We start from the raw sequence: 25,625 nt of genomic DNA, 5'->3' as shown, positions 1-25,625 counted from the left end.
ATGGACCGCCTGATCTACACCGCCATGAGCGGCGCGAGCGCCGCGGCGCAGCGCCAGAGCGTGCTCGCCAACAACCTGGCGAATGCCTCGACCCAGGGCTTTCGCGCCGAGCTCTCGACCTTCCGCGCGGTGCCGCTGCGCGGCGACGGCGCCAGCACGCGCGTGTTCGCGATGGAAGCCACCTCGGGCCACGACGACAAGCCCGGCGCGATCCAGCGCACCGGCCGCGCGCTCGACATGGTGGCGCAGGGCCGCAGTTGGTTCGCGGTGCAGGGCCTTGACGGCACCGAGGCCTACACCCGCGCCGGCGCCTTCCAGGTCTCGCCCGAAGGCACGCTGATGACCAGCTCGGGCCTGCCGCTTCTGTCCGACGGCGGCGCGCCGATCGACGTGCCGCCGGGCTCGACGCTGTCGGTGGGCAGCGACGGCACGGTCAGCGCCAAGACCGGCGACCAGCCCTCCTCCACCCTGGGCCGCCTCAAGCTCGCCACGCCCACGGCCGACGACCCGCTGCGCCGCGGCGAGGACGGCCTGTTCCGCACCGCCTCGCAGGAGCCGCTGCCCTCGGACGCCACCGCGCGCGTGGAGACCGGCGCGCTCGAGGGCTCGAACGTGAACCCGATCGAGACCATGGTCGGGATGATCGCCGCCGCGCGCCAGTTCGACAGCCAGCTGCGCCTGCTGCAGTCCGCGCAGGACTCCGACAAGTCGGCCGCGCAGTTGCTCAACGTCCAGGGCTGATGCCCGCTGCAAGAGAAGAAAGACCCTCGCCATGATCAATTCGCTCTGGATCTCCAAGACCGGCATGGAAGCCCAGCAGACCCAGCTGGACGTGATTTCGCACAACCTCGCCAACGTCTCGACCACGGGCTACAAGCGCGCCAACGCGGTGTTCGAGGACCTGATGTACCAGAACCTGCGCCAGGTCGGCGCCAACAGCACCGAGCAGTCGCAGCTGCCCACCGGCCTGCAGCTGGGCCTGGGCGTGCGCACGGTCGCCACCAGCCGCTCGTTCTCGCAGGGCAGCATGCAGCAGACCAACAACCAGTTCGACCTGGCGATCAAGGGCAACGGCTTCTTCCAGGTCACGCAGCCCGACGGCACCATCGGCTACACGCGCGACGGCTCGTTCCAGGTCGACGCGCAGGGCCGGCTGGTCACCTCCTCCGGCCTGCCGGTGGCCAACGGCATCACGGTGCCCGCCACCGCGACCAGCGTCAGCATCTCGAGCGACGGCACGGTCTCGGCCACGCTGTCGGGCAATGCCACGCCGCAGAACATCGGCTCGCTCGCGATCGTCAACTTCATCAATCCGGCCGGCCTCGAGCCGCTGGGCGAGAACCTCTATGCCGAGACCGCCGCCTCGGGCCAGCCCAACGGCGGCACCGCGGGCACCAACGGCCTGGGCACGGTGATGCAGGGCTTCCTCGAGACCTCGAACGTGAACGTGGTGCAGGAGCTGGTCTCGATGATCCAGACGCAGCGCGCCTACGAGATGAACTCGAAGGCCATCCAGACCAGCGACCAGATGCTGCAGAAGCTGGGGCAGCTGTGAGACCTTCCCTGTTCCGCGCGGCCTTCGCCGCCCTCGCCCTCGTCGTGGCCAGCGGCTGCACCACGCTGGCCAACACGCCGCAGGTCGAGATGCCCTCGACCGCGCCGCCGCCGGTGAGCGCCTCGCCGATGGCGGCCGTGCCGCGCCAGGCCACGGGCAGCCTGTTCCGCAGCGCGAGCTACCGGCCGCTGTTCGAGGACCGGCGCGCGCGCATGATCGGCGACACGGTGACGATCTCGATCGTCGAGAACGTGAGCGCGAGCCAGAAGTCGACCTCGACCATCGGCAAGACCAGCAGCATCGACACCAGCATCGCGGCGCTGCCCTTCTTCGCCGCCAACTCCTTCGGCCGCGCCGGCGCCAATGCCGAGTCGGCCCACAACTTCGCGGGCAAGGGCGGCACCGAGAGCGCCAACACCTTCCAGGGCTCGATCACGGCGACGGTGATCGACGTGCAGCCCAACGGCCACCTGGTGGTGACCGGCGAGAAGCAGATCGGCGTGAACCAGAACGTGGACGTGCTGCGCTTCTCGGGCACCATCGATCCGCGCTCGATCCAGGCCGGCAGCAACGTGCTGTCGACGCAGGTGGCGAACGTGCGCATCGAGTCGCGCGGCCGCGGCGCGCAGCAGGAATCGCAGGTCATGCCCTGGCTGGGCCGCTTCTTCATGAGCGTGCTGCCGTTCTGAGGATGCACGACGCCATGTCCTTCACGTCCCAGCACCGCCTGCGCCGCCGCGTTGCCGCGCTCTCCTTCGGCCTGCTCGGCATGCTGCTGCTCGCGCTCGGCCCCGCCCAGCAGGCGCATGCGCTGCGCATCAAGGAAGTCGCCGCCGTGCAGGGCGTGCGCAGCAACCAGCTCACCGGCTACGGCCTGGTGGTCGGGCTCGACGGCACCGGCGACCAGACCACGCAGATGCCCTACACCACGCAGAGCGTGGCCAACTATCTGCAGCAGCTGGGCATCACGCTGCCCGACAACCGCGCCTCGCAGCTGCAGCTCAAGAACGTGGCGGCGGTGATCGTCACCGCGCAGCTGCCGGCCTTCGCGCAGCCGGGCCAGCAGCTCGACGTCAACGTCTCCTCGATGGGCAATGCCAAGTCGCTCAAGGGCGGCACGCTGGTCGCCACGCCGCTGCGCGGCGCCGACGGCGAGATCTACGCGCTCGCGCAGGGCAACATGGTGGTGGGCGGCGCCGGCGCCGCGGCCGCCGGCAGCAAGGTGCAGATCAACCACCTGAGCGCGGGCCGCGTGCCCAACGGCGCGCAGGTGGAACGCAGCGTGCCCTCGCCGCTGCTCGACGGCGACAGCGTGAACCTCGACCTCAACGCGGTCGACTTCCAGACCGCGCGCCGCGTGGCCCAGGCCATCGACCGCCGGCTCGGCACCGGCACCGCGCGCGCCATGGACGGCCGCACGGTGCAGGTGCGCGCGCCCACCGACGCCAATGCGCGCGTGAACTTCATCGCCGAGCTCGAGGAGCTCACGCTCGAGGCCAGCACGCCCGCGGCCAAGGTGGTGATCAATGCGCGCACCGGCTCGATCGTGCTGAACCAGGCCGTGACGCTCGGGCCCTGCGCCATCGCGCACGGCAACCTGTCGGTCACGATCAGCTCGGCGCCGGTGATCAGCCAGCCCGCGCCGCTGTCGGGCGGACGCACGGTGGTGGCCGAGCAGGCCTCGATCCAGATCAAGCAGGAGCCTGGCACCATGATCCAGGTGCCGGCCGCGCCGCTGCTGTCGGACGTGGTGCGCGCCCTCAACTCGCTGGGCGCCACGCCGCAGGACCTGCTCGCGATCCTGCAGGCCATCAAGGCCTCGGGCGCGCTCAACGCGGAACTCGAGGTGATCTGATGTCGATGCAGACCTCGCTGTCGGCGATGTCCATGTCGCCGTCCACCGGCCAGGGGCTGGCGGCCGATGCGCGCTCGCTCGACGCGCTCAAGCTCGCGGCCAACGGCAACGACCCGAAGGCGGTGCGCGAGGCGGCCAAGCAGTTCGAGTCGCTGTTCATGCGCGAGCTGATCAAGAGCATGCGCGAGGCGACCATGAAGTCGGGCCTGCTCGACAGCGACGGCGAGAAGCTCGGCACCGACCTGCTCGACCAGCAGTTCGCGGTGCAGCTCTCGGGCCTGCCCGGCGGCCTCACCGACGCGATCACGCGCCAGCTCACGCAGCAGATGAGCGGCACCGCCAAGGCACCGACCATCGCGCTGGGCGCCGAGGCCGCGCGCATCAAGCCGGCCGCCAACCAGCGCAGCTTCGTCGAGCAGCACGACGACGCGGCCGAGCGCGTGTCGCGCGAGACCGGCATTCCCGCCAGCTTCATGATCGGCCAGGCCGGCCACGAGACCGGCTGGGGCCGCAGCGAGATCCGCCACCGCGACGGCAGCCCCTCGCACAACCTGTTCGGCATCAAGGCCGGCGGCAGCTGGACCGGCCCCACCGTGGCCGTGACCACCACCGAATACATCGGCGGCGAGCCGCGCAAGGTGACGGCGCGTTTTCGTGCCTACGACTCCTACGAGGAGTCGTTCCGCGACTACGCGCGCCTGATCGGCAACTCGCCGCGCTACGAGAAGGCGCGCGCCAGCGTGAGCTCGGTCAGCGCCTACGCGAGCGAACTGCACCGCGCCGGCTATGCCACCGACCCGGCCTACGCGGCCAAGCTCAGCCGCGCGATCCACACCACGCTGAAGATCCAGCGCACCTGAAGCGCCGAGAAAGATCCCGCCATGAGTCTGCTCAACGTCGGCGCCCGCGCCCTGCTCGCGAACCAGGTCGCGCTGTCGACCACCGGCCACAACATCGCCAACGCCAGCACCGTCGGCTATTCGCGCCAGACCGCCGTGATGGGCCAGGTCGCGGGCCAATACACCGGCAGCGGCTACATCGGCAAGGGCGTCGAGGTCACGACCATCGAGCGCGCCCACAACGAGTTCCTCACGCGCCAGGCCGCGGCCGCCCAGTCGGTGCAGGCCATGGACGAGACGCGCGCGGCGCGCCTGTCGTCGCTCGAGGACATCTTCAAGGGCGGCAAGACCGGCCTGGGCGCGGCCGTGTCGGACCTGCTCAACGCCTTCTCCGACATCGCGAGCGCGCCGACCGACGTGACGGCGCGCAACGTGGTGATCACGCGCGCCGACGAGATGGCCGCGCGCATGCGCGACGCCCAGACCCGGCTCGACGACCTGCAGAAGGGCGTGAACTCGCAGCTCGGCGACGCGGTGCGCAGCATCAACGGCCTGGCCGGGCGGCTGGCCACGCTCAACGAGCAGATCGCGCGCGCCAGCGGCGGCGGCCAGAGCCCGAACGACCTGCTCGACCAGCGCGACCAGTTGCTGCGCGAGCTCAACCAGCAGGTGCAGACCACCACGGTGCAGGCCGACGACGGCTCGCTCAGCGTGTTCGTGGGCAGCCAGGCGCTGGTGCTGGGCAACAAGGCGGCGCAGGTCGCGATGAGCACCGACGACGCCAACCAGAGCAAGCTGACGCTGATGCGCAACGGCCTCGCGACCACCATCGACGAGGCCACGCTGGGCGGCGGCGCGGTGGCGGGACTGCTGCGCTTCCAGAATTCGGACCTGGCCGAGGCGCGCGACGGCCTGGGCCGCATGGCGCTCACGCTGGCCACCGAGATCAATGCCCAGCACCGGCTCGGCGTGGACCTCGACGGCAACCCCGGCGGCGACTTCTTCAAGCCGATCGCCATCCCCGACGCGATGGGCGCCGCGAGCAACACCGGCAACGCGGTGATCGGCGCCACGGTGTCCAACACCTCGGCGCTCGCGGCCTCGAGCTACCAGCTCAAGTTCGGCGCGGGCGGCAGCATCGAAGTGCAGCGCCTGTCGGACGGCAAGACCACCAGCTTCACCGGCCCGATGCCGATCGAGGTCGACGGCATCAAGCTCGACCTCAAGGCGGGCAGCGCGGCCGCGGGCGACAGCTTCGTGCTCAAGCCCTATGCCTCGGCCGCCGGCGACATGGCCACCGTGCTGCACTCGGCGCGCGGGCTGGCCGCGGGCAGCCCGGTCGAGGCGCGCGTGGGCACCGGCAACACCGGCGGCATGTCGGTCGGCAGCCTGGCCGCGACCTCGGCCAACGCCAACCTCAACCAGCCGGTCACGCTGACCTTCAACGGCGCGGGCGGCTTCGACGTGGCCGGCAACGGCACCGGCAACCCGACCAGCGTGCCCTACGTGGCGGGCCAGCCGATCAGCTACAACGGCTGGACCCTCGTGCTGTCGGGCACGCCCAAGGCCGGCGACACCATCACCGTCCAGGCCGCCACCACCGCCTACGGCGGCAGCAACGCCGGCAATGCGCAGGCGCTGCTGGCGCTGCGCGACAAGACGGTGTTCGACGGCGCCGCCATGACCGACGGCTATGCCGCGCTGATGGCGCAGGTCGGCGTGCGCTCGCAGAGCGCGCAGTACGCGGCCGAGATCTCGAGCTCGATCGCCACCTCGCTCGAGACCGACCGCACCAGCCAGGCCGGCGTGAACCTCGACGAGGAAGCCGCCAAGCTGCTGCAGTACCAGCAGGCCTACCAGGCCTCGTCCAAGATGATCCAGATCGCGCAGAGCATCTTCGACTCGCTGCTGCAGAACATGAACTGATCGGGAGACAGGAAGAACCATGACAGCCACCCGCCTCGCCAGCGCCACCACCTACGACAACGCGGTGCGCCAGCTCACCACGCGCCAGTCCCAGCTCTCGAAGCTGCAGGAGCAACTCAGCGCCAGCAAGAAGGTGCTGCGCCCGAGCGACGACCCGACCGGCGCGGCGCAGGCCGAGCGCGCCATCACGCGCATGGCGCGCGTCAGCACCGACCAGCGCGCGCTCGAGCTGCAGCGCAACGCGGTGTCGACGGCCGAGTCGACCCTGGGCAGCGCGACCGCGGCCATGGCCGAGTTCCGCACGCTGGTGGTGAACGCCGGCAACGCCACGCTGTCGGCGGCCGACCGCGCCACCATCGCGCAGCGCCTGACCACCCTGCGCGGGCAACTGCTCGGCTATGCCAACGCGCAGGACAGCAACGGCCAGTCGCTGTTCGGCGGCCTGGGCAGCACCGCCGCGCCCTTCGTCGACAACGGCAGCGGCGTGCGCTTCGACGGCATCGCGGGCCAGGCCGGCGCGGCCAGCGACACCGCCATCCCCTCGATGCTCGACGGCCACGCCACCTGGATGGACGTGCCCACCGGCAACGGCGTGTTCACCGTGAGCCAGGCGGCCGGCACGCGCAACGTCTACAACGACGCCGGCAAGGTGGTCGATCCCTCTGCGCTGACCGGCCACGGCTACCGCGTCGCCTTCAGCGTCGCCAACGGCGTGACCACCTACGACGTGATCGACACCACGACGCAGGCCACGCTCAAGTCGGGCCAGCCCTACACCGCGGGCCAGGCGATCGAGTTCGCCGGGATCTCGCTCACGGCCAGCGGCGTGCCGGCCGACGGCAATGCTTTGACCGTCGCGCCCAGCGGCAAGACCAGCCTGTTCGGCGTGCTCGACCAGGCGATCGCGGGCGTGAAGGACGGCAGCAACAGCAGCGGCCAGCTGGCGCAGAACGTGGCGCAGTCGCTGGTGCAGATCGACGCCGCGAGCGCGCGGCTGTCGGCCTCGCGGGGCCGCGCGGGCGACCTGCTGAATCAGGTCGACAGCATCTCCGACCGCCAGTCCTCGCGCAGCCTGCAGCTCGAGGCCGACCGCTCGCGCGCCGAGGACCTCGACACGATCCAGGCGCTGTCCGACTTCAAGACCCAGCAGACCGCCTACTCCGCGGCCCTCGGCTCCTATGCCGAAATCCAGAAGCTGTCGCTGTTCAACTTCATCGGCTGAGGCGGCATGACCGCCCTTTCGTTCGTTCTCTCCTTCTCGTCTTCATGTCTCAATCGGTACTCGGCAGCCTGACCCTCGGCTACCGCCCGTTCTGGAACCGGCCGCGCGCACTCGCGGGAGTCCAGCTCTTCGTCCACGAGGACCGCCAACGCATCGACGGGCGCCACCTGCTGCGCACCCTGGCCGAGACCTGGAACGCCGATTCGCCGACGCTCCTGCTGTCGATCCAGACGCCCGAGTTCCTGCGCGACATCGCGAGCAATGCCGAGGCGGCCGGCCCGATGCTCGAGATCCCGCTCGGCTGGATGCAGGACGCCGGCCTGCGCCCCGCCGTGCGCGCCGCGGCCCGCCGCGGCGTGCGCATGGTCGCGAGCGGCGTGCCGACCCAGATCCCCGACGGCGAGGCAGCGCCGTGGTTCGAGCGCCGGCTGCTGCGGCTCGCGCCCGAGGACGCGATGGACGCGCTGCGCCTGGCGCAGGTGACGCGCGACACCACGGTGTTCGACCGCAGCATGGCGCACCCCGGCGACGAAAGCCCGGTGCGCCCCGAGGCGCTGATCGACGGCGTGGCCAGCCGCGCGCTGGCCGAGCATGCGCTCGACCAGCAGAACGCCTGGGCCGTGGCCGGCTGGCCCAGCGAGGACGTGCTGCACGGCTACGGCGGCCAGCCGCTGCCGCCGACGCGGCGCGCCATCGTGCGCGTGATGAACGCGATCGATGCCGAGGAGTCGCTCGAGCGCATCGACCAGCTCGTGAGCCGCGAGGCCGCGCTGGTCTACGCGCTGATGCTCTACCTGAACTCGCCGGGCCTGGGGCTGCCGAACCGCGTGGCCTCGCTGCGCCACGGCTTCATGATGATCGGCTTCCAGCGCCTGAGCACCTGGCTGTCGCAGCAGCTGCCGACCGCCAGCGAGGACGCCAACCTGCGCCCGCTCAACACTTCGATGGCGATGCGCGGCCACCTGGTCGCCCACCTGATGGACGCCGGCATCGAGGACGACCTCAAGCGCGAGGTCTACCTGTGCGGCCTGTTCTCGCAGCTCGATCTGGTGATGGGCGAGCCGCTGCGCACCAGCTTCGGCCGCATCCCGCTGACCGACCGCATCGTGGCCGCGACCATCGCGCAGAACGGCCCCTACGCGCCGGCGCTGCAGCTCGCGATCGCGCTCGAATCGAGCAACCCGACCGCGCTGCGCAACCTGCGCCGCACGCATGCGGTCGATGCCGAGGAAGTCAACCGCGCGCTGCTACGGATGATCGCGGCGGGCGGCTTCTAGGCCGAGGCTCCTCCATTGGGAGGAGCCGCCTCCTTTTTTTGCCCGCCGGGCCCTTTTTCTCCTCAAGTCTTGCGCCGCCGCGCCGAAAAAGCGGACATGCGGCCCCGCGTGGCCGCGCCCAGGAACCGGAGAACACCATGTCGGGCATCCCGCAACGACTTTTCATCCACGGCCCCCGGGTCTGAAGGCCATCCGTGTCCAGCCTGGCACCCTTGGCCCGCGAATTCGCCGCCCGTCCGCCGGGCTACTGCAGCGCCGCGCGCGCGCTGACCATCAACCGCCTCCAGCAGCCGGCCACCCAGGCCAGCAACGATGCCTCGGCCGTGCCCGACTTCGCCGCGAGCTGCCCCGCCTTCACCATGGCCTTCCAGCCCATCGTCGACGTCGACAAGGGCGAGGTCTATGCGCACGAGGCGCTGGTGCGCGGCATCCACGGCGAAGGCGCCGGCCACATCCTCGGGCTGGTGCATGCGCGCCACCGCGTCGAGTTCGACCGCGCCTGCCGCGCCAAGGCGATCGAGCTCGCGGCCGGGCTGCGCATGGCCTCGCGGCTGAGCCTCAACGTGATGCCCAACGACGCCGGGCGCCAGGGCGAATGCTTCCAGAGCGCGGTCGAGACCGCCGAGCGCTTCGGCTTCCCGAAGGAGCGGCTGATCTTCGAGGTGACCGAGTCGGAGCGCGTCGAGGACCTGCCGCACCTGGTGCAGGCCTTCGAGATGCACCAGCAGCACGGTTTCTCCTCGGCCATCGACGACTTCGGCGCCGGCTTCGCGGGCTTCGAGCTGTTCGTTGCGCTCAGGCCGCACATCGTGAAGCTCGACATGGAGCTGATCCGCAACATCCACACCGACGGCGTGCGCCGCGCCGTGGTCAAGGGCTTCGTCTCGACCTGTGGCGAACTCGGCATCCACGTGGTGGCCGAGGGCGTGGAGGTGATGGAAGAGGCGATGGCGCTGCGCGAGCTCGGCATCCGGCTGTTCCAGGGCTACCTGTTCGCGCGGCCGGTGGTCGAGACCCTGCCGGCGGTGAACTGGGAGTGGGAGAAGCGCTTCGACTAGCTCGCGAACCAGTCGCGCGCCGAGCGGCCCTGATCGGGCCCGAGCATTGAAAAGCCGCCGTCGACCGGAATGTCGGCTCCCGTCACGAAGCGTGCCGCGTCCGAGCACAGGAACAGCACCACCTGCGCCACGTCGTCGCCGTCGCCCGCGCGGCCCAGCGGATGCAGCGGCGCGGCCATGCGGTCGGCCTTGGCGCGGTCGCCGCCGGCCATGCGCGAGAGCGCGTCCGACCAGGTCCAGCCCGGCGACACCGAGTTCACGCGGATGCGCCGCGGCGCCAGCGTCGCGGCCTGGTTGCGCGTGAGCTGCAGGATCGCCGCCTTGGCCGCGGGATAGAGCGCGCGGTCGGCGGTGCCGAACTTGCCGCCCACGCTGCCCATGTTGACGATGGCCCCGCCCTGCGCGGCCAGCGCCTCGGTCGCCTTGTGCACGAGCAATGCGCCCGAGACCAGGTTGACGTCGAGCGCGGCCAGCCATTCGGCGCGCTTCGCGCCCATGCCGCCGTCGTTGTAGACCACGGCGTTGTTGACCAGGCAGTCGATGCGGCCCTCGATGCGCAGCGCATCGGCCACCAGCGCGTCGAGCGCTTCGTCGTTCGCGATGTCGCAGGCGGCGAAGCGGCAAGCCGCGCCGACCTCTTCCGCCAGCGCCTGGCCGCGCGCCGCGTCGATGTCGACCGCGACCACGCGCGCGCCGGCCCCCGCCAGCGTGCGCACGATGGCGCTGCCCAGCATCGCGGCCGCGCCGGTGACGATCGCGACCTTGCCTTGCATGTTCATGAGATGTCCTTCATCGGTTCAGGGGCCCATCTGGGCGAGCGCGTCCTCGACGCCGATCACCTGCGCGAGCATCGACAGATTCTCCAGGCTCGCGGCATGCAGGTGCGGCTGCGCCGTGTTGCAGGCATCGGCCACCACCGCCACGTCGTAGCCCAGGTCGCTCGCATGGCGCGCGCCGTGCTCGACCACGTGGTTGGTCGCGATGCCCGCCACGTAGAGCCGGTCGGCGCCGGTGGCGCGCACCGCCTGCTCGAGCCCGCTGGCCCAGAAGGGGTTGTTGCGCTTGTGCGTGACCACGGCCTCGCCCGGCAGCGGCGCGAGCTCGTCGTAGAACTCGGCACCCCAGCTGCCCTCCTGCACCGCGCCGCTCTGCGCGACCCGGCGGAACAGCGTGCAGTTGTCGAGGCAGTCGACGTAGCCGGGCGCGAAGGCGATGCGCACGAAGATCACCGGCACGCCGGCGGCGCGCGCACCCGCGATCAGCCGGCCGGCCGAGGCGATCAGCCGCGGGCGCGCCGGATCGTCGGCCGCGACACCCACGCGCACCTTGCCGTCGGCGTGCAGCACGTCGTTCTGGTAGTGCATCGCGAGCAGCGCGGCCTTCACACGAACACCTGCAACGCTTCGTGCGCGGCGTCGCAATTGACCAGCTCGACGCGCTTGAGATGGATGCGCAGTTCGCCCTCGTGGCGGCGCAGCGTGTGCAGCACGCTGCCGCCGAACATGCGCTGCTCGGTCTTGCGCCATTCGAGCAGCACGAAGGTGGAGCGCACGGTGCAGCCGGCCCCCTTGCCCTCTGTGCCCTCCTCGCGCGCCTCGATGCCGATGTTGCCCACCACGTGCACCGTGCGCGTGGGCGGCTGCTGCGAATAGGCGCGCGCCTGCTCGAGCCGGCGCGCGCGCATCGAGCGCAGCAGCGCGTCCTCGCAGAACAGCGAGGCATGGTTGAGGTGGTCGGCCTGGCCGTGCACCAGCGGCACCCAGTACAGGCCGTCGGGCGTGAACAGGCGCTGCCATTCGTCCCAGCGGTGCTCGTCGAGCAGCCGCGCCTCGTGATGCAGGAACTGCGTGATCTCCTGCTGTTCGTTCCAGTCGAGGAAGTTCATGCGGCGCTCCCGGTGTCCACGCCCATGTACTTGGCCCAGGCGCCGAACATGTTGCGCGCGGGCATCTCGCTGTTGCCGTTGGAGGCGCGCCCGCCGGGCAGCGGCTGGTCGCGTCCCACGGCGCGGTGCATGCTGACCCAGTCGCCGCCGTTCGAACCCAGGCCCTCCTGCACCCGGTTGTAGGCCTCGAGGTCGTCGGGCATCACGTTCGACGAGGGCGAGTTGACGATGTTCGTGTACTTGAGCGTGCGCTGGAAGGTGGCCTCGGGCGCGCCCTTGAGCCGGAAGCTGAAGATCTCGACCAGCGTGCGGTCGACCGACAGCGGCCGGATCACGCGGATCTGCTGGAACGAGGTGTGGGGCGAGCAGCTCGGGTAGACGATGGTGTTGTGGCGGTTCACGCGCAGGATCTGGTCGGCGCGCTCGGCGCCCTGCGCCGCCTCGAGCGCGGCCACGTAGGCCAGGCTCACCGGGTCGGTCGGCGGCACGAAGATGCCTTCCATGAAGCCGTGGCCGTTGTCGTAGCCCTTGAGCTCGAGCTTCTCCCAGAACTCGAGCGGCTCGCCGTTGCCGTCGACGATCACCACCTCGAAGGGTTTTTGCGTGCCGGCCGGCATGGCCTCGAACTCCTCCTTGGCCGCGCGCCACGACGACTCGTGCGTGGCCACCGCGTGGATGGTGTCGTGCAGGTTCTCGAAGAAGATCTTCCAGTTGTTGCGCTGGATCACGCGCTGCACGCCGCCGGCCACCTCGACCTCGCCCTCGGGCGCGCGGTCGCAGAAGTTGTCGAGCGAGGTGGCGACGCCGCCGAGGAACTCCTTGAGCTCGGGGCCTTCCTTCGACAGGCTCGCGAACACGAAGCCGCGGTGCGTGGCGACGCGCGCCACGTTGCGCACGCCGTACTGCGGGTCCTTGAGGTCGAGCCCCGTGTCCTCGTAGCCGCTGCGCAGCGGCACCGACAGCAGGCTGCCGTCGCACTTGAAGGTCCAGCCGTGATAGAGGCAGCGCAGGAACTTGCCGGCGCTGCCGCTGCCGTCGGGCACGATCTTGGCGCCCTTGTGCGGGCAGCGGTTGAACATCACGTGGATCTGGCCGTCGGTGTGGCGCACCATCACCACGGGCTCGCGGCCGAGCCGGGTGGTGAAGTAGTCGCCGGGCTTGGGCACCTGGCTCTCGTGGCCGACGTAGAGCCAGGCCTGGCCAAACACGCGGTCCATCTCGAGCTCGAAGATCGCGGGGTCGGTGTAGACGCGCTTGTGGACGCGGTCGGGCTGCACGAGGGACTGCAGGTCGATGGTCATGGATGGGTCTCCTGGAATCGTGGGATCAGATGTCGAGCACCAGCTGCGGCGTCCTGGCGCGCGACACGCAGGTGCAGATGGTGCGCCCGTCGGCTTTCTCGCGCGGGCTCAGGTTGTGGTCGCGGTGGTCGGGCACGCCCTCGACGACGTCGACGGCGCACACGCCGCAGTCGCCCTGGCGGCAATCGTAGAGCGGGTCGAGCCCCGCGGCGATCAGCACGTCGAGCAGGCTCCGGCCCGGCGGCACCGTCAGCACGTGGCCCGAGCGCAAGGTGCGCACCTCGAAGGCGGCATCGCCGGACTGCGCGAGCGCGCCCGCGAACAGTTCGAAGTGCACGTGGTCGTCGCTCCAGCCCTGGGCGCGCGCGGTGTCGACCACGGCCTGCACCAGGCCGCGCGGGCCGCAGACATGCAGATGACGCCCGGGCACCGGCGCGGCCAGCAGCGCGCGCAGGTCGAGGCCGCGCGCGGGATCGCCGCCGTCGTGCACCACGCGGCCGCCGAGCGCGCGCACCTCGTCGAGGTAGGCGGTGGCCTCGGGGCTGCGCGTGGCGTAGTGGAACTCGAAGGAGCGGCCCTCGGCCGCGAGCGCGCGCGCCATGCACAGGAGCGGCGTGATGCCGATGCCGCCCGCGATCAGCAGCGGCGCGGCCTCGCCCTGGCGCAGCGCGAAGTCGTTGCGCGGGGCCTGCGCGAGCACGCGCGCGCCCTCGGCCAGGCCATGCATCCAGGCCGAGCCGCCCGCGCCATCGGGCTCGTGCAGCACGGCGATCTCGTAGCGGTCCGGCGCGCCATGGGGTTGCGCCAGCGAGTACGCACGCTGGCCGGCCTGCCCGTTGGACTGCATCACCTGCACGCCCAGGTGCGCGCCGGGCGCGAACGCGGGCAGCGCCTCGCCGTTCGCGCTGCGCAGCACGAAGGCCTTGATGGCCGGCGTGAGCGCGCTGGCCGAGGCCACCACCAGCTCGAGCATGGAAGGCGCGGGGTTCATCCGAGCGGCAGCGCCGGGTCGGCGATGGTCAGCGCGGTGGACTTGGCCCAGCGCGGCATCAGCGTGTTCGAGGGCAATTGCTCGTCGACCAGCTTGCGCGCGGTCTCGACGCCGGCCACCGGCAGGCCCGTTGCATCGAGCAGACCGATCTGCGCGAGCACGCTGGCCTGGTCCCAGTAGATGTGCTCGTGATAGAGCTTGTCGCCGCGGAACTTGACGATCGCCACCAGCGGGATCTCCACCGGCCGGCCCGTGGGCGCGATGCCCGGCAGCATCCAGTCGATCTCGACCGTGTGGGTGAAGCAGAACAGCATCTCGTCGACGATCTGCGTGGCGCCCACGGTGCGCGAGATCGGCGTGAGCCGGGTATCGGGCGGCGTGGTGGGAATGAAGTGGTGCTTGTAGAAGCGCGACAGCTCCTTCGCGCCCACGCCGCCGGTCATGGTGGGGATGTGGTTGACGTAGGGCTCGGCGACCATGGTGCCCATGGTGGCGACCACGTCGCGCGTGGCGAACTCGTACTCGCAGTGCTTGTCCCACAGCGCCGACAGGTCGTAGACCGGACCGATCGCCTCCTTGAACAGCGCCATGGAACGCTGGTGCGCCATCAACGTCGAGGGCTTGTCGAAGTGGTCGCCGCCGGTGCGCGCGAAGGCATGGTCGACGCCGGGGTAGACGTACATCTGCGCGCCGGGCCGGCCCGTGAAGGCCTCGAGCACCTGGGCGCGCGCCTCGGGCGGGCAGAACTTGTCGAGCTCGGCGAAGTGCAGCGCGATCGGGCATGCGATCTTCGGCACCAGCTCGAGCGCGCCCTCGATGCCGACGCCGTAGTAGCCGACCGCCGCGTCCACGCCCGAATGCGCGGCCGCGAGGTAGGCCAGCTTGCCGCCAAGGCAGAAGCCCAGCGCGCCGACCTTGCCGGTGCAGGCCGGGTGCGCGCGCAGCGCCTGCACGCTGGCGGTCACGTCGGCGATGCCGGCCTCGATGTCGAACTGCTGGAAGAAGCCGAAGGCGCGCTGCCAGTCCTCGGGCGAGTAGCCCAGCTCGACGCCGGGTTCCATGCGCCAGAACAGGTCGGGCGCGAGCACCACGTAGCCTTCCTCGGCATAGAGGTCGGCCACCTCGCGCACGTAGTCGTTGATGCCGAAGATCTCCTGGCACAGCACGATGCCGGGGCCGCGGCCCGAGGCCGGCAGGGCCAGGTAGCCGCGAAAGCTCTGCGCGCCGTCGCCGGCCGGGATGTCGATGTAGTGGCTCATCGGGGTGTCTCTCTCGAAGGGGTGGATCGGGATGGCGGCGATTCTGGAGACGAGGCGTGGCGGCTGTCTGTCCATTTCGTGCAGCAGGCCGCGCTGCACGAAACGGATAGCCGCGGCGCGCGGCGCTGCCAGACTGCGGGCTGCGACCGTTCGCCGGTCTCTTTCAGCCACCCGCTTCCCACCCACGTTCGGCGTATCCATCGCCAGAGGAGTTTCTCGATGCCGCTCAGCCGCCCGCGCACGGCGACCGTCCCTTCGGTCCTTGCCCTCGCCGCCTTCTCCGCCCTGCTGGCCCTGTCGCCGCGCGCCGAGGCGCAGACCGTCAAGGTCGGCATCGCGATGGACCTGTCGGGGCCCTTCGCGGTCGGCGGCGCCGAGTCGAAGGCCGGCTTCGCGGTCGCGATCAAGCAGCTGGGCGGCAAGCTCGGCGGCGTGCCGGTCGAGTTCGTCGAGGCCGACACCGCGGGCAACCCCGAGACCGCGCGCCAGGTGGTCGAGCGCATGCTGATGCGCGACAAGATCGATCTGTTCACCGGACCGGTCGGCTCGTCGGTGGCGCTGGCGGTGGCGCCGCCGCTGTTCGCGGCCAAGGTGCCCTACCTGTCGAGCAACACCGGGCCGAGCGACCTCTCGGGCGCGCGCTGCAACCCCTATTTCTTCGGCGCCTCGTACCCCAACGATGCTTATCACGAGGCGGCCGGCAAGTTCGCGGGCGACAAGGGCTTCAAGAAGGTGGCGCTGATCGCGCCCAGCTACCCGGGCGGCAAGGACGCCATCACCGGCTTCAAGCGCACCTACAAGGGCGGCACGGGCGACGAGCTCTACACCAAGCTGGGCCAGCTCGACTACTCGGCCGAGCTCGCGCAGATCCGCGCCTCGAAGCCCGATGCGCTCTACTTCTTCCTGCCGGGCGCGATGGGCGTGGCCTTCATCAAGCAGTTCGTGGGCGCGGGCCTGTCGAAGGACGTGGCGCTGATCTCCACCGCCTTCTCGGCCGACGAGGACATGATCCCCGCGGTCGGCGAGCCGATGCTCGGGCTGTTCAATACCGCGCACTGGTCCTTCGACCTCGACAACCCGGCCAACCAGCGCTTCGTGGCCGCGTTCCGGCAGCAGAACAACGGCCGCAACCCCTCGTTCTACGCGGGCCAGGCCTACGACGTGCTGATGGCGATGGACGCGGCGGTGCGCGACGTCGGCGGCAAGGTGGCCGACAAGCCCGCGCTGCTGAAGGCGATCAAGGCCGCCAACTACAAGTCGGTGCGCGGCGACTTCCGCTATGGCGCCAACAACTTCCCGGTGCAGAACTACTACCTGCGCGTGATCGCCAAGGACGGCAGCGGCCGCATCGCCAACAAGGTGATCGGCACCGTGCTGACGAACTACCAGGACACGACCGCGGCGCAGTGCGCGATGAAGCCGTCCTGATTGGGTGCCTCAATGCCGCGCGGTCTCGCGCGGCAGGTGGCCGAAGCGCTCGCGGTAGCAGGCCGCGAAGCGGCTCAGGTGCGAGAAGCCGCAGTTGAGCGCCACCTCGGTCACGCTGGCGCCGTCGTGGCGCGCGAGCTGCGCATGCGCGGCGTCGAGCCGCATGTTGCGCAGCACCTCGCCGGGCGAGAGCTCGCGGTAGCGCCGGAACAGCAGCGCCAGCCCGCGGCGCGTGAGGCCGGCGGCGCGCGCCACCTCCTCGAGCGACAGCGGGGTGTCGAGCCGCTGGTGCATGAACTCCTCGGCGCGCCGCAGCTGGCGCAGGCTCGCGGCCTCCGAGCCGTGCCGCGCCTCGTCGTGCCGCTCGCGCACCGAGTTCGGCCGGTGGCACAGCAGGTAGAGCATCAGGTTGTCCTCGCAGTGCGAGAGCCAGCGCGCGTCGTAGCCGGCATCGCCCGCCGCCGGCAGCAGCGACGCGAGGCTCGCCACCATGCGGCGCCATTGCGTGCCCGCCGTGTCGTCGAGCCGGAACGGCATCTCGAAGTCGATCTCGCCCACCGCATCGGCACCACGCAGCGGGAAGGCATGGCGCGCCACCTCCTGCAGCCGGCTCAGCTCGATCTTGAGCATCAGCTGTTCGCAGTCGGCATGCCAGCGCAGCCGCACCGGCCTGTGGGCCGAGATCACCGCGCCCTGCCCCGGATGGATCTGCAGGCTGCCGCCGGCATGGTGGATGTCAGCGTGGCCGCGCAACGGCATCTGCACCAGCACGAAGTTGCCGAGCGCATCGGGTTCGATGTCCACGTCGCAGCCGTAGCGCAGGATGCACAGCGAGAGTGCGCTGAGTTCGGCGCGGCAGAAGATCGCATCGACGTCGCCGCGATGCCAGACGCTGCGGTGCGGCTTCAGCTCGCAGGCGATGCGCGCATGGGTTTCGTCCGCCGCGCGGGAACGGAAGACCTCGCGCCCGTACAGCGGCGAGAGTTGCTGGCTCGACCATGCTTCCACGGACACTCCTGCGATTTCAAGGTGGGAATCGGACGCTTGTTGTGCGCACCAATCTACGGGCAATCGGCGCCAGCCGCCATGGCGGTTGCCCGGGGTGCGGGCGGCCCTGGTGCCGTGCAAGAAGCCTGCCCGAGTGGCCCGTTCGCATAATGGCCGCCCGTTCATATGCAGGGAGATCGCCGAATGAGGAAGTCCACCGCCGTCCTGATGCTCGCGGCGTTGCTACAGGCTGCCATGCCGGCCGCGGCGCAGGCGCCCGGCGATCCGGGCACCTCGAGGAAAGAGGCGCAGCAGCCTCTCTACGACCTGAGGGTGTCGACCGAGAAGCTGGCGTTCCGCGTGGACGTCAACGACCTGCCGATCTCGGTCCTGCCCACCCGACGCATCGGCTCGATCGGCATGCCGCTCAACCCGGCGATCCTGCGCAGCGGTCCGCAGAAGCTCACGATCCTCCTCCTGCCCGCGGCCGGGCAGGAGCGCTTGCCCGACACGGACGACCTCAAGGTGGAACTGGTCGTGCGCAGCAAGACCGAGCCGCCGCGCAGCACCACGCTCTACGAATTGCCTCCGTTGCGCGACGGCCGGCAGGCGCTGTTCACCGACCCGAAGGGCTTCAGCCAGACCGTGCAGTTCGAGGCCCAGGTGCCCTACGGCCTGGCCGGCTGGGAACGCAGCGTGCCGCTCGATGCAGCCGATCCGAAGCTCGAGGCCGAGGCGGTCGAGGTCTATCGCCGGCTGATCGACGACATCGGGAACAGGAAGGGCGAGGCCTTCATCGGCGCGCTGGCCAAGGCCCAGCGGCTGCTCTATCCGACCATCTACCTGTCGGCCAGCGAGGCACGGGAGCGGGATGGCGAATGGGTGCGCTTCGTCGACAAGGGCACCGGCACCGTCGCGCCGCTCGAGCACCACGCCCTCGAGATCCGCGGCGACGGCAAGCTGGTTCGGCTCAGGCGCACCGACCCGGCCAGCGTCGACGAAGGCGTGGTGCGCATCGCGTACAAGCGGGGGCCGCAGCCCCGGACGATCGTCTACGACATCTACCTCCACCGGCCGGCGCCGGGAGCGAAGCTGGAGCCGATCTGGTATTTCATGACCGACTTCAATTGAAGGGGCCCACGGAGACCGGTGGCAATAAAACGAGAACCAAGGTACTATTTCCTGGCTTCGCAGGCCTCTCGTGCCTACGCTCGCCACCCATGCAATCAGCTCACATCTCCGTCGACCTCCAGGATGGCTGGAACGGCTCGTTCTTCTGCAAGGAAACGGCGCGCGGCAGCTATTCGGGCGTGGCCCGGATCACCTGGCGCGGCATTCCCAAGGGCGACCTCGTCGTGATGCGTCAGCCCTCGCTCGAAGCGGCCATCGAACGCGTGCGGCTGCGCGGCGGCCAGTTCATCAAGGCGCGCACCCAGCCCTGAGCCCGGCCCCTCGTTCGCTCAGCCCAGGCTCGAGCGCTTGCAGTTGAACACCGTGCCCCCGTCCGCATTGCGCAGCACGGGCACCTTGCCCATGAAGCTCAGCGTGGCGCTGGTCAGCCGCCATTCACCGGCCTTGAACAGCTTGAACAGCGTGGTGGTCTCGACCTCGGAGGTAGGGATCGAATTGAAGACGTAGACCGGCTCGCCCGGCGACTCGTCCATACCGACCAGGTCGGCGCGCATCTTCCCCAGCGTCTCGGTCTCGCGCGTCTTCGATCGCACCACGTCGAGGTTGACCGTGCGCGAGAACTCGTCGATCGCGATCCTGCGCACCGCGTTGAACGGCGCATTGCCCGCGGTGGGCCCCGGCGTGCAGACGATGGTGGCGGCCGAAGCGGCCGTGCAGCAGGCCGCCAGTGCCAGCAGCAGGCAGGCGGGGCGGCTTCTTCGGGTGGTCATGGTTCGTCCCTGCTGTGTGGTTCCGGAGGTCGACCACTGTAGCGCGCGGCCAATCCCCCGCTCTTCGTGCGCCCGCGCCGATCGCCTCTCGCTGTGACTACGACGATCTTCGTAACTTCCATTCGACGACGTCTTCTGACCCAATCGCTCTCCACCCATGCGCAAGCCATGGGCCGCGCGATGCCATCCCGCATCCGCGAGAACAAGCAGGATGCGCCGCGCATCCGCACCACGAGGAGATTCAGCATGCAGCTTCATCGGATGTTCCGCCGATTCACATGGGCCCTGGCCGCCGCATTCGTGCTCGGCCTCGCCGCCTGCGGCGGTGGTGGCGGTGGAGGCGGCGGCGGTGGGTTGCCGCTGCTTCCGCCGGTGGCCGGTGAACCGCCGCCCCCGCCGCCGCCCTCCAGCACCAGCCGAGTGATCAACGCCACGCTCAAGTCCAACGCGAACGGCGACACCTATCCGATCCAGATCTACCTGCCCGCCGCCTACGATGGCGGGAACGCGAGCTACCCCGCGATGTACCTGACGGATGGCGATGCGAGCTTCAACCTCGGCGTGTCGCGCTTCAAGAATTTCGTGGACATCCTCGAACGCCAGGGCAAGAAGGCCATCGTCGTCGGCATCGGCGGCACCGCGCACCGCAACACCGACTACCTGCCGCCGGGCTCCACCGCGTATCACACCTTCGTCACGCGCGAGCTCGTGCCCTACGTCGAATCGAACTACCGCGCCAACCCGGCCAGGCGCATGCTCTCGGGCCTGTCGAACGGCGGCATCTTCGTCGCGAGCGCCTTCTTCATGGAGGGCTCGGGGCAATTCACCTTCCAGTACTTCTTCTCTTCCGAAGCGCCCTTCAACGGACCCGTCGCCGCGCAGGTCGATCAGCTCGAGAAGCAGATGTATGCCGACGCCGCCACGCGCGACGTTCCCGTCACGCTGCTGCTCGCCTACGCCCTCAACAACACTGGCGGCCCGACGATCACCGCGATGCACGACAAGATCTCGAGCCGCAACTACAAGGGTCTGAAGTTGAGTCTGAAAGGCTACGCGGGCGGACACACGCAGATGGATCTGCCTTCGCTCGAGGACATCGCGGCGCGATTCATCGAATAGCCGGGCGCTGCTTCGCGTGCTAGCTCTCCTCCCAACGGAGGAGAGATCGAACTCCACCGCAGGCACAGAATCGCTGGCCTGCGAAAAAAGGAGTCATCGATGCTCGAGAACAAGACGCTGGTCACCGCCTGCCTTGCAAGGGTCAGCGCGGGCGCGTGGCCCGAGGTCGAAGGGCATCACCTCGAGGCGCTGCAGACGGCGGGGCTGATCGTGCCGGTCGATACGCCTTCGGTGCGGATTCAGACGAGACCTGCGCGGCGGTTTGCCTATCAGTTGACGCCGGCGGGGAAGGATGTGCTCTGGCCGCGGAAGAGTTAGCGCGGCGACCTGCCTCTCGAACGCACCGCATCCCGCCTGCCCGCGGATTCCGGTAGTTGCCCATGTCGGCCGCCTTTCTGAGAATGACAGCGACCGGCCGCAGCTCCTGCTGCACGCTTTGCAGCCAACTGGAGCGAATGAATGGCATCGTTCTTCATCGAAATGGGTCAGGGCATTCTGGCTCCCGGATACGACCCGGCGAAGAAAACAGGTGAGTTGCGTGTGACGACTTCGGACCTGTGGTCGTGTGCGTTGATTGCAGGGCACAACGCCAGTACGGGATGGGCCGGCGCTTTTCACTACCCCTCGGGAGAACTGAGTTCGAACGCTCCATTGGAGATCATGTTCAAGAGATCTCGCAGGCGTTATGACAGCGATATCGACGAGTTGGATTGGTCTCTGGAGAATCTGTCGGAAGTCAAAAGACGGCTTGAATGCGGCATCAAGACGACTGACGGATTGCTCTCCTGGATTCAGACCCTGCGACCGACGACGTGTACGGTATTGGAGGGACGGGAGTCCGACCCGAGCGACATGAACAGGCTCCAGGTCTTTCTGGAAGGCCACGGAAGAATGAGCGTCACCCGCTCGAAGGCGCTGGGCGCCGAAGTCGCGATGAGGTCGTCCAGCGAACAAGCGCTGGTGGTGGCCGATCGGAGCAGGTTCGAGGGCATCGCGTTTCAACCTCGCCTCGATGTCCAGAACATTCCAGCGGGTCGCCATTGGTTCGGTGACCCACAGGAAATGTTCATCGTGGATGGACACAACGTCTCCGCCAAGGTGGCGCGCTGGGTCGCGAAGAACAACGAAGCGAGGGTGCGTGAAGCGAGGCGCTCCTGGGCATAGGTCGCGTCGCAGATCGCACGTCCCGCTGGAATGCTTTTGTCCTGCGCGGTGGAAACGAGCAAGCGCACGTGGGCAAAAAAATGCCCCAAGTGAAGATTTCACTTGAGGCTGTCGGACCCATTCGAAGATCGATGGATCTGCTTCTGGTAGGACGTACTGGATTCGAACCAGTGACCAACGGATTAAAAGTCCGCTGCTCTACCAACTGAGCTAACGTCCCGAATTCGGCTTCCCTTCGCAGGGACTTCCTCGTTCTTGTTTTTCTTGGTGCTTCGCCGCTGTCAAACGCGGCAAAGCCAAAGATTATAGCGTGGTATTTGCAGCCACCCGATCGAGAACCCACCCGGCCGCGCACTGGCCGAAGGTCGCGGTCACGCTGACCACCGATCCGTAGCCGTGGCAGTTGAGCGAACCGTCGCCGCTCTCGATGGCGCACGACGCATCGGGCGGGGCCACGCTCTCGCGGCTGAAGACACACGTGACGCCGATCTTGCGGCCTTCGCGCGGCGCGCCGTGCGACTTGCGCAGGCGCTGCCGCAGTTGCGCGAGCAGCGGGTCGTGCGTGACCTGCGAGAGGTCGTCGATGTCGACCTTGTGCGCGAGCCGCTTGCCGCCCGCGGCGCCGACGGTGATGAAGTCGGTGCCGCGCGCGACGCCGCGGGCCCAGGCGGCCATCGCGAGCTTGGCCTTCACCTGATCGCAGGCATCGATGACGGCATGCACGGGGCCGTTGGCGGCTTGTGCTGCTTCGAGCAGCGCGGGCCAGTTGTCGGGCTCGACGAACTCGTCGATCGGCAGCACGCGGCACTCGGCATTGATCTGCGCGATGCGCTCGCGCATGGCTTCGACCTTGGCCTGGCCCACGGTGCTGTCGAGCGCGTGGATCTGGCGATTGATGTTCGATTCGGACACGTGGTCGAGATCGATCAGCGTGAGGCGCCCCACCCCGCTGCGCGCCAGCGCCTCGACGGCCCACGACCCGACGCCGCCGATGCCCACGACGAGCACATGCGCGTTGCGGATGCGCGCGGCACCGCTCACGCCGTACAGGCGCTCGAGGCCGCCGAAGCGGCGTGCGAAATCGGGTGCCATGGCATCGTCGCCAGACGCGGCAAAACCGGCGGCTGCCTCGGGGGCAGTCGCCGGTTCGATCGTGGAGACGGGCTCGTGAACGATGCTCAAGCGGAAGGCTCCGCCGGCACTAGCGCAGGCGCGAGAGACGCTCGCGGCCGGCCTGCGCGGCTTCCGATTGCGGGTAGGCCTTGGTCAGGTCTTCCAGCGTGCGGCGCGCGGCGCGCGTGTCCTTCAGTTCGATCTGGCAGTTCGCGATCGACAGCACGGCCTCGGGGGCCTTGGCGTGGTCGGGCGCGAGCGAGAGCATCGAACGGAAGTTGGCAATGGCCTCGTTGTAGTTGCGCGTAGCGTACTGGGCGTTGCCGAGCCAGAACAGGGCCGAGGCGTTGTAGCCGCTTTGCGGGTAGCGCTTGACGAACTCGGCGAAGGCGGTCTGGGCCTGCGCGAACTGGCCGGCGCGGAACACGCCGAGCGCGGCTTCGAAGTCGGCCTTCTCGCGCGGATCGGCATTGAACTCGCGGCCATCGACCGTGACCTTCGACGGTTCGTTCTGCTTGAGACGGTCGTCGATGGTGGTCTGCTTGGACTGCAGCTCGCTCACGGCCCGCGTGAGCTGCTCGTTCTGGCCGGTCATGCGCGCCAGATCGCCGCGCATCTGCTCGATCTGCGTCTGCAGGTCGAGCAGGCTGCGCCGCAACTGACCGTTTTCGTCGGTCAGACGCTGATCGGTCTGCTGGCGCACGGCCTCCACGCGCTGGCGCAGGTCGAGGATGGCCTTGCGGGCCTCGTCATCCTCGAACAGCGCGGCCTGCGATCCGGCCGAGGCGCACAACAGCGCGGCCGCGAGAGCCGCGCCACGCCATAGAGCGCTTTGGGCGGGACGCATCACCGGGTGTAGCGGATTTCGGCGCGACGGTTCTGCGCCCAGACTTCTTCACCCGCGCCGGTCACGGCGGGCTTTTCCTTGCCGAAGCTCACGGCTTCGATCTGGCTGTCGTTCACGCCCAGCAGCGTGAGCGCACGGCGCACGGCTTCCGAACGCTTCTGGCCCAGCGCCAGGTTGTACTCGCGGCCGCCGCGATCGTCGGTGTGGCCTTCGATCGAGACTCGGCGCTGCGGGTTGGCCTTGAGGAAACGGGCATGGCCGTCGATCACCGACTGGAACTCGGGCTTGACCGTGTAGCTGTCGTAGTCGAAATACACGATGCGCTCGACGCCCATCGGACCCTGAGCGGTGCCGGCATTGGGATCGATCGTGACCGGCGCCACGGCCGTGGCCGCGCCCTGGTTGCCGGCGCCACCCATGCTGCCGGAGCGGTCGGTCACGGGCGTGTCGTTGAGCTTGGTGCCCGACGAGCAGCCAGCGATCAGCGCCACGATGGCCAGCGAATAAATCGTACGTTTCAACATTTCGAACTCCTCAGATAAACCTAATCATTGCTTTTGAAACGGACCCCAGTCCGGTTCCCTGATGTCTCCTGCCTGACCCGCCAGCCGTGCCTTTATTTTTCCGTCCAGCGTGGTCGTCATGAGGGCTTCGCGACCTTGCAGTTGCGTGGCGTAGACGATCAGCTTGCTATTGGGGGCAAAACTCGGACTCTCGTCCGCCGAGGTGTCGGTGATGGCGGTGACGTTGCCGGAGGCCAACTCCATCACATGGAGTTTGAACGCCCCACCCACTCGGGAGATGTAGGCCAACCACCGGCCGTCGGCGCTGACGGAAGGAGAAATGTTGTAGGTACCGCTGAAGGTGACCCGCGTCGGGTTGCCGCCATTGGCACCCATCTTGTAGATCTGCGGCGCGCCGCCGCGGTCGCTCACGAAGTAGATGGTGCTGCCGTCGGCCGAATAGACCGGTTCGGTGTCGATGCTCGCGCTCTGGGTCAGCCGGCGCGGCTCGCCGCCGCTGGCCGGGATGGTGTAGAGCTGCGAGCCGCCGTCGCGGCTCAGCGTGACGGCCAGCGTGCTGCCGTCGGGCGCCCAGGCCGGCGCGCTGTTGGAGCCGCGGAAGTTGGCGACCAGCCGGCGCTGGCCGCTGGCCACGTTGTGCACGTAGACGACGGGCTTGCGCGACTCGAAGGACACATAGGCCAACTGCTGGCCGTTGGACGACCAGACCGGCGAGATGATCGGCTCGGGGCTGGCGAGCGCGGCCTGCGCGTTCTCGCCGTCGGCGTCGGCCACCCACAGCGAGTAGCGGCTGCCGCCCTTCGTGACGTAGGCGATGCGGGTCGAGAAGATGCCCTTGTCGCCCGTGAGCTTCTCGTAGACGTAGTCGGCGATGCGGTGCGACGCGAGCCGCAGGTCGCCCTGCGGAACGATGTAGCTCTGGCCACCGAGATCGCCGCCGTTCGGTCCGCGCACCACGTCCCAGAGACGGAAGCGCACGTCGTAGCGGCCATCGGCCAAGCGCGTGACGCTGCCGACCACGAGCGAGTCGGCGGTGCGCTGGCGCCAGACCGAGAAATCAGGACGCGAGCCCTCGTCGAGCGCCTGGCCCGAGGCATCGACGCCGCGGAACTGGCCGCTGCGTTCGAGGTCGGCCTGGACGATCTCGGAGATCTTCTGCGGCGAGGAATCCTGGCCGCGGAATGGCACGAGCGCAATGGGCAACTGGGTCAACCCCACGCCCGACACCTCGACCTTGAACTGGGCGAGTGCGGGCAGGACGGGGGAGGCAGCCAGGGCCGCGATGACCGTGCGGCGACCCAAAAGCGATGAAGAAGGAGTTGGAGAGAGGGCTTGCAACGGCTTGTTCATGCGGTTTCGGAGAGATCTCGGGTT

At 69.2% G+C, this 25,625-nt stretch carries 27 protein-coding genes and 1 tRNA gene; 15 read left to right on the top strand and 13 right to left on the bottom strand.

Annotated elements, in window-relative coordinates:
- The 9 genes from flgF to INQ48_14780 all read left to right on the top strand — a co-directional run bounded on the left by flgF (position 1) and on the right by INQ48_14780 (position 9,732).
- Entirely contained in the window at positions 1–741 is a 741-nt protein-coding gene (gene flgF / locus INQ48_14820) for a flagellar basal-body rod protein FlgF (GenBank protein QRF60403.1), read from the top strand.
- A 31-nt stretch (positions 742–772) separates the two neighbouring features.
- Positions 773–1,555: a flagellar basal-body rod protein FlgG gene (gene flgG / locus INQ48_14815; GenBank protein ID QRF60402.1), complete on the top strand. Its 783-nt coding sequence runs from the start codon at positions 773–775 to the stop codon at positions 1,553–1,555.
- An 89-nt stretch (positions 1,556–1,644) separates the two neighbouring features.
- Entirely contained in the window at positions 1,645–2,244 is a 600-nt protein-coding gene (locus INQ48_14810) for a flagellar basal body L-ring protein FlgH (GenBank protein QRF60737.1), read from the top strand.
- 14 nt (positions 2,245–2,258) lie between these two features.
- A complete protein-coding gene (locus INQ48_14805) occupies positions 2,259–3,410 on the top strand; it encodes a flagellar basal body P-ring protein FlgI (GenBank protein ID QRF60401.1) in 1,152 nt (383 codons plus the stop codon).
- Between the two features lie 5 nt (positions 3,411–3,415).
- Positions 3,416–4,270, top strand: coding sequence for a flagellar assembly peptidoglycan hydrolase FlgJ (gene flgJ, locus INQ48_14800; GenBank protein ID QRF60736.1), 855 nt, complete (start codon positions 3,416–3,418; stop codon positions 4,268–4,270).
- A gap of 21 nt (positions 4,271–4,291) precedes the next feature.
- Positions 4,292–6,175: a flagellar hook-associated protein FlgK gene (gene flgK / locus INQ48_14795; protein QRF60400.1), complete on the top strand. Its 1,884-nt coding sequence runs from the start codon at positions 4,292–4,294 to the stop codon at positions 6,173–6,175.
- 19 nt (positions 6,176–6,194) lie between these two features.
- Positions 6,195–7,397, top strand: coding sequence for a flagellar hook-associated protein FlgL (gene flgL, locus INQ48_14790; protein ID QRF60399.1), 1,203 nt, complete (start codon positions 6,195–6,197; stop codon positions 7,395–7,397).
- Positions 7,398–7,441: 44 nt separating this feature from the next.
- On the top strand, positions 7,442–8,674 hold the full coding sequence (locus INQ48_14785) for an HDOD domain-containing protein (protein QRF60398.1): 1,233 nt from the start codon (positions 7,442–7,444) through the stop codon (positions 8,672–8,674).
- Between the two features lie 359 nt (positions 8,675–9,033).
- Positions 9,034–9,732 (top strand): EAL domain-containing protein, encoded by a 699-nt coding sequence (locus INQ48_14780; protein ID QRF60735.1) that lies wholly within the window; start codon positions 9,034–9,036, stop codon positions 9,730–9,732.
- On the opposite strand, the gene INQ48_14775 is transcribed toward INQ48_14780, so the two are convergent.
- The 6 genes from INQ48_14775 to INQ48_14750 are packed head-to-tail and all read right to left on the bottom strand — an operon-like array spanning position 9,729 to position 15,168.
- On the bottom strand, positions 9,729–10,511 hold the full coding sequence (locus INQ48_14775) for an SDR family oxidoreductase (protein QRF60397.1): 783 nt from the start codon (positions 10,509–10,511) through the stop codon (positions 9,729–9,731). The genes INQ48_14780 and INQ48_14775 overlap by 4 nt on opposite strands.
- An 18-nt stretch (positions 10,512–10,529) precedes the next feature.
- Entirely contained in the window at positions 10,530–11,117 is a 588-nt protein-coding gene (locus INQ48_14770) for a cysteine hydrolase (protein QRF60396.1), read from the bottom strand.
- Positions 11,114–11,617 carry an aromatic-ring-hydroxylating dioxygenase subunit beta gene (locus INQ48_14765; GenBank protein ID QRF60395.1) on the bottom strand — a complete coding sequence of 168 codons (504 nt, stop codon included), beginning with the start codon at positions 11,615–11,617 and terminating at the stop codon, positions 11,114–11,116. Before INQ48_14765 ends, INQ48_14770 begins: the two co-directional genes overlap by 4 nt.
- Complete coding sequence (locus tag INQ48_14760) at positions 11,614–12,918, bottom strand: Rieske 2Fe-2S domain-containing protein (protein ID QRF60394.1); 1,305 nt, start codon at positions 12,916–12,918, stop codon at positions 11,614–11,616. Before INQ48_14760 ends, INQ48_14765 begins: the two co-directional genes overlap by 4 nt.
- A 25-nt stretch (positions 12,919–12,943) precedes the next feature.
- Positions 12,944–13,909 carry an oxidoreductase gene (locus tag INQ48_14755; GenBank protein QRF60393.1) on the bottom strand — a complete coding sequence of 322 codons (966 nt, stop codon included), beginning with the start codon at positions 13,907–13,909 and terminating at the stop codon, positions 12,944–12,946.
- Positions 13,906–15,168, bottom strand: coding sequence for a dienelactone hydrolase family protein (locus INQ48_14750; GenBank protein ID QRF60392.1), 1,263 nt, complete (start codon positions 15,166–15,168; stop codon positions 13,906–13,908). The genes INQ48_14755 and INQ48_14750 overlap by 4 nt, the downstream gene beginning before the upstream one ends.
- Before the next feature lie 285 nt (positions 15,169–15,453).
- Here INQ48_14750 and INQ48_14745 point away from each other — a divergent pair, with 285 nt between their 5' ends.
- Complete coding sequence (locus tag INQ48_14745) at positions 15,454–16,596, top strand: ABC transporter substrate-binding protein (protein ID QRF60734.1); 1,143 nt, start codon at positions 15,454–15,456, stop codon at positions 16,594–16,596.
- Positions 16,597–16,605: 9 nt separating this feature from the next.
- On the opposite strand, the gene INQ48_14740 is transcribed toward INQ48_14745, so the two are convergent.
- Positions 16,606–17,604, bottom strand: coding sequence for an AraC family transcriptional regulator (locus tag INQ48_14740; GenBank protein QRF60391.1), 999 nt, complete (start codon positions 17,602–17,604; stop codon positions 16,606–16,608).
- Positions 17,605–17,787: 183 nt separating this feature from the next.
- Between INQ48_14740 and INQ48_14735 the strand changes: the two genes are divergently transcribed.
- Both INQ48_14735 and INQ48_14730 read left to right on the top strand, forming a co-directional pair.
- On the top strand, positions 17,788–18,714 hold the full coding sequence (locus tag INQ48_14735) for a hypothetical protein (GenBank protein QRF60390.1): 927 nt from the start codon (positions 17,788–17,790) through the stop codon (positions 18,712–18,714).
- Between the two features lie 89 nt (positions 18,715–18,803).
- The gene (locus INQ48_14730) at positions 18,804–19,025 is read left to right on the top strand and encodes a hypothetical protein (protein ID QRF60389.1); all 222 of its coding nucleotides are present in this window, start codon (positions 18,804–18,806) and stop codon (positions 19,023–19,025) included.
- Between the two features lie 18 nt (positions 19,026–19,043).
- Here the strand turns inward: INQ48_14730 and INQ48_14725 are convergent, their stop codons facing one another.
- Positions 19,044–19,484 (bottom strand): hypothetical protein, encoded by a 441-nt coding sequence (locus INQ48_14725; protein QRF60388.1) that lies wholly within the window; start codon positions 19,482–19,484, stop codon positions 19,044–19,046.
- A 180-nt stretch (positions 19,485–19,664) separates the two neighbouring features.
- On the opposite strand from INQ48_14725, the gene INQ48_14720 reads away from it, so the two are divergent.
- The 3 genes from INQ48_14720 (at position 19,665) to INQ48_14710 (ending at position 21,767) form a co-directional block, all read left to right on the top strand.
- Positions 19,665–20,603 (top strand): alpha/beta hydrolase, encoded by a 939-nt coding sequence (locus INQ48_14720; GenBank protein ID QRF60387.1) that lies wholly within the window; start codon positions 19,665–19,667, stop codon positions 20,601–20,603.
- Between the two features lie 99 nt (positions 20,604–20,702).
- Entirely contained in the window at positions 20,703–20,921 is a 219-nt protein-coding gene (locus INQ48_14715; GenBank protein QRF60386.1) for a hypothetical protein, read from the top strand.
- Positions 20,922–21,062: 141 nt separating this feature from the next.
- Positions 21,063–21,767, top strand: coding sequence for a hypothetical protein (locus INQ48_14710; GenBank protein QRF60385.1), 705 nt, complete (start codon positions 21,063–21,065; stop codon positions 21,765–21,767).
- A gap of 144 nt (positions 21,768–21,911) precedes the next feature.
- Here INQ48_14710 and INQ48_14705 read toward each other — a convergent pair.
- The 5 genes from INQ48_14705 to tolB all read right to left on the bottom strand — a co-directional run bounded on the left by INQ48_14705 (position 21,912) and on the right by tolB (position 25,601).
- Positions 21,912–21,987, bottom strand: a tRNA-Lys gene (locus tag INQ48_14705).
- Positions 21,988–22,070: 83 nt separating this feature from the next.
- Positions 22,071–22,859 carry a tRNA threonylcarbamoyladenosine dehydratase gene (locus INQ48_14700; GenBank protein QRF60384.1) on the bottom strand — a complete coding sequence of 263 codons (789 nt, stop codon included), beginning with the start codon at positions 22,857–22,859 and terminating at the stop codon, positions 22,071–22,073.
- A 109-nt stretch (positions 22,860–22,968) separates the two neighbouring features.
- Positions 22,969–23,727 (bottom strand): tol-pal system protein YbgF, encoded by a 759-nt coding sequence (ybgF, locus tag INQ48_14695; GenBank protein ID QRF60383.1) that lies wholly within the window; start codon positions 23,725–23,727, stop codon positions 22,969–22,971.
- A complete protein-coding gene (gene pal / locus INQ48_14690) occupies positions 23,727–24,251 on the bottom strand; it encodes a peptidoglycan-associated lipoprotein Pal (protein QRF60382.1) in 525 nt (174 codons plus the stop codon). The genes ybgF and pal overlap by 1 nt, the downstream gene beginning before the upstream one ends.
- Positions 24,252–24,275: 24 nt before the next feature.
- Positions 24,276–25,601 (bottom strand): Tol-Pal system protein TolB, encoded by a 1,326-nt coding sequence (tolB, locus tag INQ48_14685; GenBank protein ID QRF60381.1) that lies wholly within the window; start codon positions 25,599–25,601, stop codon positions 24,276–24,278.
- Positions 25,602–25,625 lie beyond the last annotated feature (24 nt).

Origin of the sequence: Variovorax paradoxus (assembly GCA_016806145.1) — a bacterium.
Classification (GTDB): domain Bacteria; phylum Pseudomonadota; class Gammaproteobacteria; order Burkholderiales; family Burkholderiaceae_C; genus Variovorax.
Note: the sequence above shows the minus strand (reverse complement) of the source record. Positions and strands in the feature narration are given on the sequence as shown.

Coding starts and splice junctions, on each gene's coding strand:
- flgF (QRF60403.1), top strand. CDS start 1: ATGGACCGCCTGATCTACACCGCCATGAGCGGCGCGAGCGCCGCGGCG.
- flgG (QRF60402.1), top strand. CDS start 773: ATGATCAATTCGCTCTGGATCTCCAAGACCGGCATGGAAGCCCAGCAG.
- INQ48_14810 (QRF60737.1), top strand. CDS start 1,645: ATGCCCTCGACCGCGCCGCCGCCGGTGAGCGCCTCGCCGATGGCGGCC.
- INQ48_14805 (QRF60401.1), top strand. CDS start 2,259: ATGTCCTTCACGTCCCAGCACCGCCTGCGCCGCCGCGTTGCCGCGCTC.
- flgJ (QRF60736.1), top strand. CDS start 3,416: ATGCAGACCTCGCTGTCGGCGATGTCCATGTCGCCGTCCACCGGCCAG.
- flgK (QRF60400.1), top strand. CDS start 4,292: ATGAGTCTGCTCAACGTCGGCGCCCGCGCCCTGCTCGCGAACCAGGTC.
- flgL (QRF60399.1), top strand. CDS start 6,195: ATGACAGCCACCCGCCTCGCCAGCGCCACCACCTACGACAACGCGGTG.
- INQ48_14785 (QRF60398.1), top strand. CDS start 7,442: ATGTCTCAATCGGTACTCGGCAGCCTGACCCTCGGCTACCGCCCGTTC.
- INQ48_14780 (QRF60735.1), top strand. CDS start 9,034: ATGGCCTTCCAGCCCATCGTCGACGTCGACAAGGGCGAGGTCTATGCG.
- INQ48_14775 (QRF60397.1), bottom strand. CDS start 10,511: ATGAACATGCAAGGCAAGGTCGCGATCGTCACCGGCGCGGCCGCGATG.
- INQ48_14765 (QRF60395.1), bottom strand. CDS start 11,617: ATGAACTTCCTCGACTGGAACGAACAGCAGGAGATCACGCAGTTCCTG.
- INQ48_14760 (QRF60394.1), bottom strand. CDS start 12,918: ATGACCATCGACCTGCAGTCCCTCGTGCAGCCCGACCGCGTCCACAAG.
- INQ48_14755 (QRF60393.1), bottom strand. CDS start 13,909: ATGAACCCCGCGCCTTCCATGCTCGAGCTGGTGGTGGCCTCGGCCAGC.
- INQ48_14750 (QRF60392.1), bottom strand. CDS start 15,168: ATGAGCCACTACATCGACATCCCGGCCGGCGACGGCGCGCAGAGCTTT.
- INQ48_14735 (QRF60390.1), top strand. CDS start 17,788: ATGAGGAAGTCCACCGCCGTCCTGATGCTCGCGGCGTTGCTACAGGCT.
- INQ48_14730 (QRF60389.1), top strand. CDS start 18,804: ATGCAATCAGCTCACATCTCCGTCGACCTCCAGGATGGCTGGAACGGC.
- INQ48_14725 (QRF60388.1), bottom strand. CDS start 19,484: ATGACCACCCGAAGAAGCCGCCCCGCCTGCCTGCTGCTGGCACTGGCG.
- INQ48_14720 (QRF60387.1), top strand. CDS start 19,665: ATGCCATCCCGCATCCGCGAGAACAAGCAGGATGCGCCGCGCATCCGC.
- INQ48_14715 (QRF60386.1), top strand. CDS start 20,703: ATGCTCGAGAACAAGACGCTGGTCACCGCCTGCCTTGCAAGGGTCAGC.
- INQ48_14710 (QRF60385.1), top strand. CDS start 21,063: ATGGCATCGTTCTTCATCGAAATGGGTCAGGGCATTCTGGCTCCCGGA.
- INQ48_14700 (QRF60384.1), bottom strand. CDS start 22,859: ATGGCACCCGATTTCGCACGCCGCTTCGGCGGCCTCGAGCGCCTGTAC.
- ybgF (QRF60383.1), bottom strand. CDS start 23,727: ATGCGTCCCGCCCAAAGCGCTCTATGGCGTGGCGCGGCTCTCGCGGCC.
- pal (QRF60382.1), bottom strand. CDS start 24,251: ATGTTGAAACGTACGATTTATTCGCTGGCCATCGTGGCGCTGATCGCT.
- tolB (QRF60381.1), bottom strand. CDS start 25,601: ATGAACAAGCCGTTGCAAGCCCTCTCTCCAACTCCTTCTTCATCGCTT.